Raw genomic sequence first — 13,923 nt, 5'->3', positions numbered from 1 at the left:
TCACTCCGGCAGCAGAGCTGCGTCGGCAAGGGCAGCACCGAACTCCCGGACCGGGCGGGCTTTGGCGTACGGTGCGAGGCTCTCCTGGAACCGCCCGGTGTAGGAGCGTACGCGGGCCGAACGCAGTCGACTGGCGTTGCCGATGGTTTGCTCAGCTATCGCGCAGGCAGCTTCCAGGTCGCGGTCTCCGCCCATCAGGTAGGCGCCAGCCTGGACAAGGCCCGCGAAGGTACGACTGCGCCGGAAGGCGGCTGGTGCCATTTCGACGGAGCGCTGGGCGTGCTCGATGGCCAGTGCTCCTCGTCCGAGGTCGTGAAAGCAGTGAGCGAGCTCGTCGGCGACCTCTGAGCCGTCGAAGTACCCCATCCAGAGGGGCTCCTGGTCGACATCGCTACGGTCGAAGGCCTCTTCCATCTCAGTGAGCGCGCGCGTGCAGGCGCGTTCTTCCCCGAGTGAGGCCAGGCCTCGGGCTTCCATGGCGGCGAGCATGGCCTGGATCTTTGGTGTGGCTTGGGAGCCGACACCTCTTTTGGCTGTGCGAGCGAAGTCGACTGCGTTACGGAAGTCTCCGAGGAAGTTGGCCTGGTGGCTAAGCAAGGCCAGGGCCTTGGCCCCAAACAGTCGATCCGCGCCCAGATGAGCCAGGTTCAAGGACTGGAAGAAGTAGCGGCGCCCCAGATCGTGCAGGCCCGCGTCGTAGGCCATGGCTCCGGTCTTGGCAGCGAAGCGCGCGCTCGCGGAGAAGAGGGGGCGACCGACTGTTGGTGTGAATCGTCCTCGAAGCAGGGGCGCGATTTCACTGTTCAGGTACTGAACGGCCGCCGTGCGCGCATGGCCGCCGCCGAATTCGTGGTCCAAGGTCTCGAAGAGGTCGCACGCCCTGGTGATGGCGTGCACGTCATCCTCGGTGACGTTGACCGGAGAGTCCGGGTTGGGTTCGAGGACGGACGGTGGTGCGATCAACCATCGTAAGAGGGGCGTGCTCAGTTGCTCGGCTGGTGTACGGACTGAGTGTTCAGAGAGGTGCCGTCCGAGATCCGCATCCCACAGTTTGCTGGCCTGCTCAACTGCATGTTGTGGCGACTCCAAGAACAGGTCCGAGGCGATATCGGCAAGAGGCAGTCGAGAGGTGCTGCTCTGGACCACGGCAACGGGCTGGGGCGGAGTCAAAGGCGCTCCGAGCCCGTGGAGGGCCTCGTGGATTCTGCGTCGGTCAGTGAGGCCACGGCCGGCTTCAGCACGGACGATGGTGCTCTGCGCGACCCCGCACATCCGTGCCAAGGCCTCCTGGGACAGGTTCTTCACCCGCCGCCGGAGGAACTGGATCACCCTCCGCGCGTCGCGCTCACGGACGGCGGAGACCACCTCGGGGTCACGCCACACCCACGAGGGGATGCACTCACAGGACTTGGCCAGGCCGCTCCGGTCCCGCCCGCAGTTGCCGCACCTCACGCCGCACCATTCCCGTAGTTCTTGATCCGCTCCTCCACATCCTCCAAGGCAGCCTTCCAGGGGAAGCGGTCGAAGGCATCCGAACCCTGGCCCGCCGGGTGAGGAACGAATCCGCCTTCCCCCAGGAGCACCCCCACGCCCTCCTCTTCAAGCGCGGCCACACTTCTCCGGAAAGGGCCTCGACCCGCGTAGGCAGCGTTCACGAAGGGCAGGACCGTGACCGGCATGCCCAGTCCGATGGTCTCGTTCAGCACGTCCAGGGCGTAGTTGTCGGCGATGCCTGCGGCGAGCTTGTTGATCGTGTTGAAGCTGGCCGGAGCGACGACAACGGCGTCGGCCTTGGGGGAACGCGGGTCGCCCGGTTCACGGTGTTGGCTGCGCACGGGAAGGCCCGTCAGTTCCTCGATCATGCCGGTGTCGAAGAAGGCCACAGCAGCGGGCGTGGCGACTACCTGAACCGTCCACCCCTGAGCCTGCGCGGCACGGACGAGTCGGTGTACACCTCCAGCTGGCCCTGCCGCACACACGACGACGTAAAGCGTGGTGGAAGCGAGCATCAGCTTGCCGTGGTCTTGCGTAGTTCCTGGAGGATAGGAATGGCGGCGATCTTCTTCTCAGGTAGGTCCGTCCAGGAGATGCCCGATGGGCGACGTCGAGGCGGACAGGTGATGGCCCCGTCTGGCGTGACGATCAAGTCGACACTGACGTCGTGCTCCGTCTCCGGAATCGGCTCGTCCAAGACTTGGAGGGTGTGGACGGTGGTGACGATCAGGGTGTCCGCGCGTACGAGACCGGCGTGGGCGAGCAAGCCCATCTCGATATCGGAGTAGCCCAATCCTTTCCCGATGCGGACCCCTTCCCGGTTGACGGCAACGCTTCCGCAGACGATCACGTCGACCGGTCGCATCCGGTCAGGCCGGGTGCGCGGCGCATGGTCGGCCGCTCCTGCGGTTGTGATGGCAAGGTCTGGGGGCACGGCGAGGTCGTCGGGGTTGAGGAGGTAGAAAGGGTCGGCCCCCGCGATTCTCGGCACCGCCATGTACAGGAGCTTGCCGTCTTGTAGCGCAGCGAAGCGAATGGCGTCCTGGGCCTTGTCGGGGTTGGATTTGACGACTCGGGCCGCCTGCCACCGCGGGTGTGCGGCCAGGTGTTCGGCAGCCTTGTCCGCGCCGAGGAAGTTCGGGATCTTTCCTGTCACGCGGCCAGAACGACCAATGTCCGCAGCGTCGAGGCGTTCCCACACCTGCTGGCGAAGTCGGGTCTTGGCTTCGATGAGATCTGAAGGCATCGGGCTCCTATCGGGTGAGCAGGTCGATGAATCGGTCCTGAACGGCGAGGACGACCTCTTCGGTCCGCCAGGGGGCGAGTTCCTTGACCACGGTGGCGATCAGGGACGTCGCTCCGCCCGCGTGCGTGGCTTGGGTGAGGTCCATGGCGTGGTGAAGTGTGCTTGCCGCGCCCTCGATTTCGCGCTGGCGAACGTGAGCGAGAGCGAGGTTCGCCAGGGCGATCCCACAGGTCTTCGGCCGATCGGTGAGGGCGGGCACTGCCTGTTCAAGCATCTGTTGGGCCTGGACCGGTTGCTCCAGCTCCAGGTAGACCGACCCGGCGATCCGAAGTCGGCGCCCTTCCCAGTCGATCTCGTGTGCTTCGCCGGCTGCCGCATCGGCCTGTTCAAGCATCTGCTGCGCCTCGCGACCGTTGCGGAGACGTGCGTAGGCCTCGCTGATGTGGAGAGCGGCAAGAGCGCGAAGGTTTGGGCTCTCGCGTGCGGAGATCATGGCGCGGTGAGCGGTGACGAGCGCCTGTTGGGGATCTGGGGCAGGGCCGTAGAGGGGAATGTAGGAGCTGCGCAGAAGGGCTTGGGCGAGGACTTCGTGGTCTCCAACGGTCTGCGCGATGACCGCCGCCTCGGTGAGATGGCTGGTAGCGGCATGAGTCTCACGGCGTTGGGAAGCATCCCACAGCACCTGGCCCATGAGCAGGTTCGATCGAGCGCGCAGACGGTGAGCATCGGGATGAGACTGCGACAGCTGTCCGTGGAGTGGTCCGATTTGGGCCAGTACGGACATGGAGGATGTGGACGCGTAGTCCTGTTCGAGCCCCGCCAGAGCGTGCGCGAACTCTTCCAAGCTGAGGTCGTCTCTTGCGGTCCATGGAGAAGGCGGCAGGTGCGGATCGGTTCGTGAGGGGACTCGCCTCGGCCGGAGACGCTTCGGTGTCGCTTGTCGGCGAGGAGCATCGGTTGCAAGGGGGGCTCCGAGTCCTTGAAGTGCTTCGTAGGCCCGTCGACGGTCTGTGAGTCCCTGCCCGGCTTCGGCCCGGTTGATGGTGCTCTGCGCGACCCCGCACATTCGTGCCAGGGCTTCCTGCGACAGGCCCTTCACCCGCCGCCGGAGAAACCGAACCACCCTTTGGGCGTCGCGCTCACGAACTGCGGTCACCACTTCTGGATCGCGCCACACCCACGCCGGAACACACCCACAGCCACGTTGGCTGCCGCGGTCCCGCCCGCAGTTTCCACAACGCATGGGTCCTCCGTCACCTGGGGGTGTAACGAGATGCCCACCGTAGCGGTGAATCCCCCATGTGGTGGTGGCCTATGTAGGCCGGAAGCCTCTATCGAGGCATTTCTGCTGGCCGTGGCCAAGGAATCGAACAGAGCACATAAATCGAACACAGAGAATATCCGCGCGCGCATAGGTTCCACGTTGTCGTGGCTGAACACTGCTGAACATGTCGACCACATCCGCCCCACCTCGTCTGCCGAACACGGCCATGCCCGAACCCGACGACCTTGTGGCGCTCCAACGGGCGCTGGATGAGCTGGCCCAGGACACGGATGCTTCCTACGTGGTGGTGTTCGGAACCCATGGGCTCCACCTGTTGCGCTCGGGTGAGCTGGAGCAGGTCGAGGCGGAGCGAGCCACCGCGATCATGACCAACGTGCTCCTCCTCGCACGCGGAGCCGGGAAGCTCACCGACCGGGGAGAACCCGAGACGATCGTGGTGCGCTACGAGTCGGGAGCTCTCGTCCTCGCGCCCCTGGGGGGATCGTTCGGCCTGGGCCTGCTGACGAACAACGTGGAGGGCTTGGCGAAGATCGCCTACGCGATCGTCGGATTCATCACCCGAACTCGCCATCTACTACCCCAGGAACACCTGGTCGCGAAGACTGAACGGGTGATCCCGTGATCGCCCCAACGGCTCCGTTCTGGGTTCGCCCGTCCACGGGGGTGGCCATGCACTCTCTGGTCGAAGCCAACCCGGACGTCCCGGCCTCCTACCAACCTGAGCTCCCGGACGCCCTCGGACGCTGCCTCCAGGTTCTCCGGGAGGTGGACCGGACCGTGACTGTGGCCGAAGTGGCTGCCCGCACCGGTCACCCCTTGGCGGTGACCGCCGTGGTGGTCACCGAACTGGCCACTCTGGATCTGGTCCGCGTGGTACGTGCCCCAGCCTGGGCACACCGGCTGCGTGCTTGGGCCGCGGGCTCACCAGCAGCACCGGTCGTAGCTGCCGTGATCAAGGTGCTCATCGTCTGCGAGCACGAAGAAGTCGCTCACCAGGCGTCAATGAGCTTGGCCGGAGATGGAACCTGGCTCTTGCGGGGCCAACCCCGGATCGAGATCACCACCACCCGCGTGGCCGAGGATCTGAACCTTCTCGCCCTGGGTGTGAGCGGCCTGGAGAGCGCGAGCCCGCTGTGGAGTGATCTGCGTCGTGACTCCTTCGGCGCGGTGATCATTACCGGCACCAGACCACAGGATCTGAAGGTCGCCCACGAGAGCCTGACGGCGGTGACCCCTGACGTGACAGCCGTACTGCTGGTCCACGAGGCGGACGAGACCACGGTGGACACCGACGTGGTCCGGGCCTCGGTGGGCCTGTCGACACGCACACCACTGGTGGTGGGGGATGCCCGTGGTCACGGAGTGCGCGAGGCGATCATGGACCTGTGCTCGGCTCGGATGAACGGAGTTGAGCGATGAGCGCGCCCCCACGAGCCGTGGTGTTCGGCTCCGGCCACTCCGCCCTGACCCTGGCCACTGGGCTACTGGAGGACGGGTGGAAGGTCGATCTGTTCACCCGTCACTCCACCCCCGAGATCATGGGAAGCCCTGCCGGGCTCACCCAGCTCACCTTGCCCTCGGTGCATCAGAGCGAGCTCTCGCTCGGGCTGGGACTGTGGCAGCACACCGCTCCCCCCGCTCACCAGGTGCGCATGCGCATGGCCCCTCCAGACGGTGAGGGCTTCGAGTTCACCGCGCCGCTACCGGGTCCAGCGGTGGCGGTCGATCACCGGCTCAAGAGCGCCTACTGGCTCCAGCACGTGGCCGAACGCGGTGGCCGCGTTCACGAACGCACCTGCACCGCCGACGATGTCGCAGGGTTCGCGGCATCGCGCATGCACGACCTGGTGGTCGTCGCACCTGGAGCCGATTCCGACCTGCGCAAGTTGTTCCCCACCGACCCCGATCGCGCCGGTGGAGCCACCGACCGTGTGGTGGTCCAGGTCCACCTGGCCGTTCCCGAGCTCCTCCTTCCGATGCACGCGGAGGTGCTGACCTGCCCTTGGGGCGAGGTGATGGTCTATCCCGTCCTGACCGTCGATGAGCTTTCCACCGCTCAGGTTCGAGCCCTGTCCGCGCTGGACGCCCCTCCCATGCACGTCACCCCCTATGCAGCGGTGTGTGTGCAGGTGATGGCCCGCCCCGGAAGTCCGTGGGATCCGACGCCTCTCCTCTTCCCCGAGGAGCAGGCCGGGCAGACGGAGGCGGGTCTGCCGCGTCGTCACGGCGCGCACGCCCGGACCGCTTGGTCCCACGTGCTCCGCCACCTCGATGCCGTGGCCCCGGAAATGGCCGAGCGGTGGTCGTGGGAGGCGGTGATCCCGGGGTCGGAGCTGGTCCGCGAGGTCCACCCTCAGGTGCGGCGCCCAGTCATCACCATCGCTGGAACGCCGGTGGTGGGGGTTGGGGACGCCACGGTGACCGTCGAGCACGCCTCCGGTCAGGGGGCCGGTGCCTCGGTCTGGGTGGCCACGACGCTGCGCGACCAGATCCGACAGCAACGCCAGTCCAGCGCGGCCTTGGACGCGCCGTTCCTGGCCGGGGCGTGGGAGGCCTACTGGGCTCGGCACGGCCAGTACACCTCGGCGTTCGGCGGGTTCGTCACCGCCTACTGGAGCGGTGACCTGCCCGATCACGTACTGGCCGCGTTCACCCAGACCGTCTCCACCCCCGAAGGAGCTGCGGCCTGGGCGGCCGGGCTGGACGACCCCGCCCGGATGAACCACCTCCTCACCCTCTAGCCGCACCCCCTTCTCCTCCAGCCGAAAGGCCCCGTCACCATGCCTGACGAATCCCCCCGCACCAACACCACATGGATTTCCCAGCCCAACCCGAAGCTGTACAGCCCCAAGAACATCGCACGTTACGGCGACCTCATCGTCGACAAGGCGCACCGCTGGGCGTGGAAGCTCGACAACGACTACCTCCAGGACCTGTACCTGCTCCACGTCTCCGACCGGCACCTGGAGATCGGGCCGGGCGACCTCCACTTCCTGAACCACACCCCGGCTCCGGCCCTGGAAGATCAGTGGCAGGTCGATGTGCTCGACATCAACCGGGCCCCGCTGGAGACGGCTGAGCAGAAACTCTCCGGCCGAGCTCACGTGAAGACTCACGAGCACGACATCCTCGCCCTGCCGTGGCCCACGCAGAAGCATCACTTCCGCTCGCTGGCGATCGGAAACGTGCTCCACTGCCTCCCCGGCGCCGGGTTCGACGCGAAGAAGGCGGCCATCCGGGGGATGGCCGACGCCCTGGACGATGACGGGGTGGCCTGGGGCTACACCCTGCCGGACGCCCAGGACCCTGCGACCCGGACCAACCTGCTGGCCCGGGTCCTGATGTGGCAGTACAACCGCGCCGACAACGTCTTCTGCAACGGCACTGACCGCTACGCGGACCTTGAACGTGTCCTGGGCACGTACTTCGCCTGGGTGAGGATGACGATCATGGGCAGCGGTGTGGCGTTTGTCGTGCGGGAGCCCATCCGATGACCGATCACCCGACTCAGGAACACGCTCCCCTGGCGATCATCGGTATGGGCTGCCGCCTGCCGGATGCGATCGACTCTCCGGACCTGCTGTGGAAGACCCTCCTCTCGGGCCGGGACTGCGTAACCCGCATCCCCCAAGAGCGGTGGCAGACGATGATCGACCGTCTGCACCCTGACCAGGTGCCCGCCGCCCCCTACCCCGCAGGCGTCGTCGACCACGCCTTCGACCACGCCGCCTTCGGGATCAGCTCCGACGAAGCCGCCGAGATGGACCCCCAGCAGGGGTGGCTTTTGGAGGTCGCTCACGAGGCTCTGGCCGACGCTGGAATCGCCCCGGCGTCGCTGGCAGGGTCAGCGGCCGGGGTGTACGTCGGAGCAGCCAGCACCGACCAGGCCGCGAAGAACTTCGCCCGGGGCCACCGTGCCGGGCTCTTCACCGGGTCCGGTGCCGGGATGGCGATCCTCGCCAACCGCCTCTCCCACGTCCTGGACCTGGACGGCCCCTCCCTCACGATCGACACCGCCTGCTCCTCCTCGTTGACGGCCCTGCACTACGCCGTCCGAGGCCTGCGCTCCAGAGAGATCGACCTCGCCTTGGTGGCCGGAACCAACATCCTCTCCAGCCCGCAGATCACCGCCGGGTTCACCGAGGCCGGTGTCCTCTCGCGCGAGGGCCGAAGCGCCCCCTTCGATGGCGCCGCCGACGGTTACGTGCGAAGCGAAGGGGCCGTGGTACTGGTCCTGGTCCGCGCCGAAGTGGCGGTCGACCGTAGTCACCGTGTGTGGGCGCACGTCGCCGGGACCGGGATCAGCCACGGCGGGAAGTCCCCGCACCTGCTCGCCCCGCGCGCTTCTCGGCAGGCCGACGCCATCACCCGAGCCCTGACCGACTCCGGGATCAGCGCCGACCAGCTGGGGTGGGTGCAGGCCCACGGCACCGGCACCCGTGCTGGGGACCGTGTGGAGGCCGAAGGCATCGCCCAGGCACTGAGCCGACAGGAGCCGGTCCCGGTGGGGTCGGTCAAAAGCACCCTGGGCCACCTCGAAGGTGCCGCCGGGGCACTGGGGGTGATGGTCGCCGCGCTCGCGGTTCATCACGGGCAGATCCCGCCCACCCTGCACCACCAGCGCCTCCGCCCGGGGCTGATGAAGAAGGTTCGGGTTCCCACCCGAGTCGAACCGTGGCCCGAAAGCGAACGGGTGGCTGGGGTGTCGTCATACGGGTTCGGTGGGGCCAACGCCCACGCCATCGTCACCAACACCAACACCAACACCAACACCAACGCTCCAACAGTGGAGCTGCCTCCCGCCGTAGATCCGATGCCGCTCCCCGAAACCGTGGTGGTCTCCGGCCACACCCCGCAGGCACTCGCCCACGCCGCCGGACGCCTTGCCGAACGTGCCCCCGGCGCGGGATCCGTGGGAGCGGTAGCCGACCAGGCCATCTCTCACGGTTCCCACCACCGGCACCGGGCAGCCGCCGTAGCCAGTGACCTGGGAGGACTCGTCCAAGGACTCCGCAGTATCCAGGACCGGGCGCCCAACGCCGACGTGGTCGGGCCTGCCGTCGCGATGTCCCGCCCCCCGGTGGTGTTCGTCTACTCCGGGCACGGAGGCCACCACCAGAACGCGGCCAGGGAATTGATGCTGCTGCCGGTGTTCGCCACAGCGGTGAACGAGGCGCGGGCCGAGCTGACCCGCCGCGTTGGGTACGAGGTGTGGGGCCCAGGAGCACCCGTCACCGGGTTCGTGGACGCCCAGCACTGCACCTTCCTTGTCCAGATCGGGCTGACCGCGCTGCTGGCTGAACGCGGCATCCAACCCGCCCTGGTGCTGGGCCACTCCGTAGGGGAGATCGTCGCCGCCCACTCGGCGGGGGTGCTTCCCCTGGCAGCCGCCAGTCGGGTGCTGGCCGACCGATCCCGGATCCTCAGCGGCCTGGCCGACCAGGGCGGGCTTCTGGCGATCCGCACCTCCGCCGTGCAGGCCCTGGAGCACACCGCCGCCTTCGACCACCGGGTGAGCATCGCCTCCTACAGCGCCCCCCAGCTCCAGGTCGTGGCGGGCCCTCACGCCGACCTTCGACGCTTGCGCGCGACCCTGGACGCCGCGGGGGTGTGGTCCCGTCCGGTACCCGACGTCATCCCCGCCCATTCCTCGGCCGTGGACCGGGTCGCCCCTGAACTGGAACTCGCCCTAGGCGGGCTGATCTCCCATCCTGCGCGGACACCGATCGTCTCCACCGCCTACCCGCACGAGACCGACAGCGAGGGGATGTGGGGGCCGGCGTACTGGGCTGCCCAGGCCCGGCAGCCGGTGCACTTCACCGACGCCCTCCATCGGGCGACCAGGGCCTTCAAGGAGGGCGAGGAGGTGGTGTTCGTGGAGATCGGGCCGCGCGCGCTGCTAGTCGAGCACGTCGCCCACACTCGGCCCGAGTCCCCGGTCACCGCGATCACCAGTGACCCCAGTCAGCTGGCGCACGGTATCGGGGAGCTCTACGTCTCCGGCATCACCCCGACCGGCCCCACACACCGGGCACACCCCCACCTGGTCATCCCGCCGGGGTGGGACCACACCCGCCCCACAACTGAGGACATCGAGACGACGGAGCTTGCCCCTGCACCAGATCAGGTGTGGGCGCACGTGACCTCCGAGGTGTCCCGGCTGGTTCACCTACCCGAGGGTCTGAACGCCGCCACCTCGTGGGCCGAGACCGGGCTCACCAGCCACGGCCTGCTCCAGCTCACCTCACGGCTACGCCGGGTTCCACGGTGGGCCGACGTCGATGTCCAGCTGTTTCTCCCTGACCGGCCCTGGCGAGACGTCGTCGTCGATCTCGCTGACCGCCTCAGCCAGTAGCCAGACCTTCTCCCAGGCGCCGACCGTCCTCCTCCCCAGGGAACGGCGCCCGGTTCTCGGCCCCGCGCCCGATCTGCGCGGGGCCGAGGACCCACCACCCTTTCCTCGCACCCCTGACAAGAAGAACCTCGATGACTCTTCGCGAAGTACTGGCTCCCTCAGCACCCACGCTTGTCGACGTCGACACCCGAACTCCGCCAGTATCGGACCTCGCGCTCCGCCCCCACCAGGTAGAAGCGGTTCGCGCGATCTGCGACGGACTCACACGTGAGGGCCGCGGAAAGCTGATCATGGCCTGCGGTGGCGGCAAGACCATCACGTCGGCAGCGGTCGCGGCCGAGATGCATGTCCGCCTGGTCCTGGTGGTGGTCCCCAGCCTGCCCCTGCTCCAGCAGACCGCCAGGGAATGGGAGCGGGTGCTGGGGAGCCGTCTGCACCAGATCATCGGAGTGTGCAGCTCCGCCAGAGCCTCCCTGCGAGGCTGCGTCACCGCCCGCACCACGATCTCCACTGATCCCGATCGACTGGCGGCTCTGGACTTGGCGCAAGGTACGACCCTGGTCCTGACGACCTACCACAGTGTGCCCACGCTCGCTGAGGCCCACCGCCGAGGCCTGGGACGCTTCGACCTCGTCGTGGTCGACGAAGCCCACCGCAGCGCCTCCGACCACGACACGCAGTGGACACAGATCCATGACGACGACAACATCCCGGCACGCCACCGGCTGTACGCGACCGCCACCCCCATCATCTACAAACCCCGCCCCACCGTCGAGGGGACGGCGACCCGATCCACCCCCTCAGTGCTGTCGATGGACGACCCGCGCGTGTTCGGCCGTGACCTGTACACCCTGGCCTGCGGCCGGGCGATCGATCTGGGGCTGCTGAGCGACCACCTCACGGTCATCAGCGTCGTGAGCTCGTCCGAGGTCGCCGCACTGATCGGTGAGCAGGCGCTCCTGCAGGTGGGCGGCCACAGCGTGCCCGCCTCCATGCTCGCCGCCCAGCTGTCCTTGCTGCGCGCCATCACCAAGTACGACCTGCGCTCGACCATGACGTTCCACGCCAGCATCGACGCGGCAAGGCGCTTCGCGGGGACCCTGGCCGCCGCTGCGGAACTGCTGCCCGACCACGAGCGCCCCCCCAAGGCCGGTCTCAGCCCACTACGTCACCGGCGAGACCCACACCCGCGCACGGGAAAGCATCCTCGCCCGTCTGGGAGACCCACAGGAATGCTCGGTGGTGGTCTCCAGCGCACGCGTACTGTCGGAAGGGGTGGACGTCCCCAGTGTGGACTGTGTGATGTTGGTCGACCCCGGCAGCTCCATGGTGCAGACCACACAACGGCTGGGGCGCGGGCTGCGCCTGAACCCCCGCCGCTCCGACCCGACCGTCATCCTGGTCCCGGTCCTGGCCGACCCCGGCACCTCCACGGTGCAACGCGATGCCCTGTCGCCGTTCACCCACGTGTGGGAGGTCATCTCCAGCCTGCGCTCCCACGACACGCGTGTGGCGGCCCACCTGGACACCAGCTACGCCTACGCCTACCAGTCCAGTCATGGCACCCGCGCGCCCGAGGACAACCCACCGGGGGGCGCCGGGGCACTGCGCGGCACACAGCGGATTCCGACGTGGTTGACGATCACCGGCTCTGAGGTCGACAAGGCGTTCGCCGAAGCGATCATGGTGCGGGCCGTGGAAGCGACGGCCTCGCCGTGGTGGGCCGCCTTCGCACTCGCCCGCGACTTCTTCGCCGAGCACGGCCACTGCTACCCGCCCGCGGACTACCCGATCCGTCTCCCCTCCGGCCGGCCGCTTTTCGACTGGCTGACCAAGAACCGGCATCTGTACCGCCGGGGTACGGGCCATGACCCCCGGCAGCGCCAGGCACTGGAATCCATCGATATCACGGACCCGTCCCCGAACACGTCGCTGTGGGCGCGCGCGAAGACGGCCCTTGACCGGGCGGACGGTGCGGAGCTGCCGTCTGAACTCGTGAAGGCGTTGAAAAAGGCCTACCTCGAAAAGCGGTTGAGCGAGGAACAGGCGTCGTGGCTGCGCGAGAAGGGCGTGCCCCTTGCACGCCCACCCCGGAAGCACGACACCACGATCGAACGCCTGGTCACCGAATACAACAAAGGCGGCCTACCAAAACCCTACAGCGGCAAGAAAACGAAGGAAGAACTCTCCATCATGAGCGCCATCAGCCGCATGGGGTCAGCGTGGGGCGGGGACGAGCTCGAAGACGACCAGAAAGAAACACTCCGGACCATCGGCTTGGATTTCGACACCAGCAAGTTCGAGACCACATGCCTGACCATCCAGGAATCCCTGGACATGGGCAAGGACTTCTCCGACCTGCCCTTGGAGCACCGCACATGGATTTGCCAGAGAATCCATGACTGGAAAACCGGACATGCCTCCAAACAGCGCATAGAACACCTCAAGGACCTGGGGCTCTCTCCCGACTTCACCTTCATCGAGCATGCGTGGTGGAAGAGAGTGCGAGAAATAGCCGCACTACCCGACTCAGCGGTCAGGGGCAGCAAAAACCCTCATTACAAGTTCCTGGATTCACATCGGAGGAAATGGGATCGCCTGAACTCGAACCAGAAAAATTACCTGAAGAGCATGGGTGTGGAACCCGGGAAGCCGATGCCACCACGTTTCCAGAACCCCCGGGTCTACACCTCCAAAAAGACTTCGAGGGATACGCACCCTCCCCCACCTGCGCGGAGTGATCGCCTTCCCCCTCCCTCGACCAGCAGCCCCCTTCGACCCCGACTAGGTGTTCTGAGACCGCTGACCTTCAGCGTGCTGACCCCCATGCTCAGCAGCGCTACGGCCAACGCCTGACAGGCAGAGCACACGCCACCTCCACGACCGCGCCGTCCCCAACGACCAGATCAAGGCCGCCCCATGACCACTTCCGCAGCATTCCAGCACCAGCTCGCCCACGCTTCTCGAACACGTCTGGCCCGGGACACCTACCGAGACGAAGTCGCCTTCCTACGGTCCCTGCCCACCACACGCGGAGACGCCTGGCGAGTCGACGACCTGTCCGGGCGTCTGCGCGATGACGCGGCGTTGGCGGCCTACACGGCCGGGGATCGGAGCAGGGCCCGCAAGCTCCTGGCCGCCGATGTCGCGGCGATGCGCTCTCGGCTTCGGGTGTGGAGGCAGGACGGAATCATCCTGCGCCGTCTCGTCGTTCTGCCCGACCCCGACCGTATGACTCCCTACCAGGAGTTCGCCATGGAGTCAGCCCGTCTTTTCGCCGGGGACCATCTGCGTGTGACCCGCGAACTTCTTCCAGGGATGACGGTCTACGGGGAGAACACGTACCTGCTGTACGTCGACGAGGACCAGTTCGCGGCCGGGGCCGACCGCCTGGACCCCACCGTCACCCCGACCGTTCGCACCGAACTCAGCAGGGCGTGGTCCCAGGCCCTGGAACTCAGCAGCAGCGGCAGCACCCCTCATCCTCCACTGCGCTAGATCCCTGGAGCCCTCGTTGACGACCCCCCGTTGGGCTGACTCTTT

The 13,923-nt window shown here is 67.3% G+C and carries 11 protein-coding genes and 2 pseudogenes; 8 read left to right on the top strand and 5 right to left on the bottom strand.

Annotation, left to right across the window (positions count from 1 at the left end; translation table 11 throughout):
- The 5 genes and pseudogenes from AC0VYM_RS13770 to AC0VYM_RS13750 form a co-directional block, all read right to left on the bottom strand.
- Window positions 1-1,329, bottom strand: a complete 1,329-nt coding sequence (locus AC0VYM_RS13770) for a helix-turn-helix domain-containing protein (protein WP_475462663.1) — start codon at window positions 1,327-1,329, stop codon at window positions 1-3.
- 119 nt (window positions 1,330-1,448) lie between these two features.
- On the bottom strand, window positions 1,449-2,009 hold the full coding sequence (locus AC0VYM_RS13765; RefSeq protein ID WP_475462662.1) for a flavoprotein: 561 nt from the start codon (window positions 2,007-2,009) through the stop codon (window positions 1,449-1,451).
- Window positions 2,009-2,740, bottom strand: a complete 732-nt coding sequence (locus tag AC0VYM_RS13760) for a 5-formyltetrahydrofolate cyclo-ligase (protein WP_475462661.1) — start codon at window positions 2,738-2,740, stop codon at window positions 2,009-2,011. Before AC0VYM_RS13760 ends, AC0VYM_RS13765 begins: the two co-directional genes overlap by 1 nt.
- Before the next feature lie 7 nt (window positions 2,741-2,747).
- A complete protein-coding gene (locus AC0VYM_RS13755) occupies window positions 2,748-3,584 on the bottom strand; it encodes a hypothetical protein (RefSeq protein WP_475463314.1) in 837 nt (278 codons plus the stop codon).
- A gap of 129 nt (window positions 3,585-3,713) precedes the next feature.
- Window positions 3,714-3,983 (bottom strand): annotated as a pseudogene (locus AC0VYM_RS13750) (helix-turn-helix domain-containing protein); the annotation flags it as partial.
- Between the two features lie 205 nt (window positions 3,984-4,188).
- On the opposite strand from AC0VYM_RS13750, the gene AC0VYM_RS13745 reads away from it, so the two are divergent.
- The 8 genes and pseudogenes from AC0VYM_RS13745 (at window position 4,189) to AC0VYM_RS13710 (ending at window position 13,878) form a co-directional block, all read left to right on the top strand.
- Complete coding sequence (locus AC0VYM_RS13745; RefSeq protein WP_475462660.1) at window positions 4,189-4,647, top strand: roadblock/LC7 domain-containing protein; 459 nt, start codon at window positions 4,189-4,191, stop codon at window positions 4,645-4,647.
- Window positions 4,644-5,444, top strand: coding sequence for a DUF742 domain-containing protein (locus tag AC0VYM_RS13740; RefSeq protein WP_475462659.1), 801 nt, complete (start codon window positions 4,644-4,646; stop codon window positions 5,442-5,444). Before AC0VYM_RS13745 ends, AC0VYM_RS13740 begins: the two co-directional genes overlap by 4 nt.
- Window positions 5,441-6,766, top strand: a complete 1,326-nt coding sequence (locus tag AC0VYM_RS13735) for a hypothetical protein (RefSeq protein WP_475462658.1) — start codon at window positions 5,441-5,443, stop codon at window positions 6,764-6,766. The genes AC0VYM_RS13740 and AC0VYM_RS13735 overlap by 4 nt, the downstream gene beginning before the upstream one ends.
- 39 nt (window positions 6,767-6,805) lie before the next feature.
- Window positions 6,806-7,519 carry a methyltransferase gene (locus AC0VYM_RS13730; protein ID WP_475462657.1) on the top strand — a complete coding sequence of 238 codons (714 nt, stop codon included), beginning with the start codon at window positions 6,806-6,808 and terminating at the stop codon, window positions 7,517-7,519.
- The gene (locus AC0VYM_RS13725; protein ID WP_475462656.1) at window positions 7,516-10,380 is read left to right on the top strand and encodes a type I polyketide synthase; all 2,865 of its coding nucleotides are present in this window, start codon (window positions 7,516-7,518) and stop codon (window positions 10,378-10,380) included. The genes AC0VYM_RS13730 and AC0VYM_RS13725 overlap by 4 nt, the downstream gene beginning before the upstream one ends.
- A gap of 131 nt (window positions 10,381-10,511) precedes the next feature.
- Window positions 10,512-11,117 (top strand): annotated as a pseudogene (locus AC0VYM_RS13720) (DEAD/DEAH box helicase family protein); the annotation flags it as partial.
- 373 nt (window positions 11,118-11,490) lie between these two features.
- A complete protein-coding gene (locus tag AC0VYM_RS13715) occupies window positions 11,491-13,236 on the top strand; it encodes a helicase-related protein (protein WP_475463034.1) in 1,746 nt (581 codons plus the stop codon).
- 63 nt (window positions 13,237-13,299) lie between these two features.
- Window positions 13,300-13,878, top strand: a complete 579-nt coding sequence (locus AC0VYM_RS13710) for a hypothetical protein (RefSeq protein WP_475462655.1) — start codon at window positions 13,300-13,302, stop codon at window positions 13,876-13,878.
- Window positions 13,879-13,923 lie beyond the last annotated feature (45 nt).

The sequence above is a fragment of the Nocardiopsis sp. iso_237 genome (assembly GCF_056173345.1).
The sequence above is the reverse complement of the archived record's forward strand: the minus strand, read 5'-3'. Positions and strand labels throughout refer to the sequence as shown.

What these genes read in the sequence shown, in the direction of transcription:
- AC0VYM_RS13745 (WP_475462660.1), top strand. Translation starts at nt 4,189, where the DNA reads ATGTCGACCACATCCGCCCCACCTCGTCTGCCGAACACGGCCATGCCC.
- AC0VYM_RS13710 (WP_475462655.1), top strand. Translation starts at nt 13,300, where the DNA reads ATGACCACTTCCGCAGCATTCCAGCACCAGCTCGCCCACGCTTCTCGA.
- AC0VYM_RS13735 (WP_475462658.1), top strand. Translation starts at nt 5,441, where the DNA reads ATGAGCGCGCCCCCACGAGCCGTGGTGTTCGGCTCCGGCCACTCCGCC.
- AC0VYM_RS13760 (WP_475462661.1), bottom strand. Translation starts at nt 2,740, where the DNA reads ATGCCTTCAGATCTCATCGAAGCCAAGACCCGACTTCGCCAGCAGGTG.
- AC0VYM_RS13765 (WP_475462662.1), bottom strand. Translation starts at nt 2,009, where the DNA reads ATGCTCGCTTCCACCACGCTTTACGTCGTCGTGTGTGCGGCAGGGCCA.
- AC0VYM_RS13730 (WP_475462657.1), top strand. Translation starts at nt 6,806, where the DNA reads ATGCCTGACGAATCCCCCCGCACCAACACCACATGGATTTCCCAGCCC.
- AC0VYM_RS13725 (WP_475462656.1), top strand. Translation starts at nt 7,516, where the DNA reads ATGACCGATCACCCGACTCAGGAACACGCTCCCCTGGCGATCATCGGT.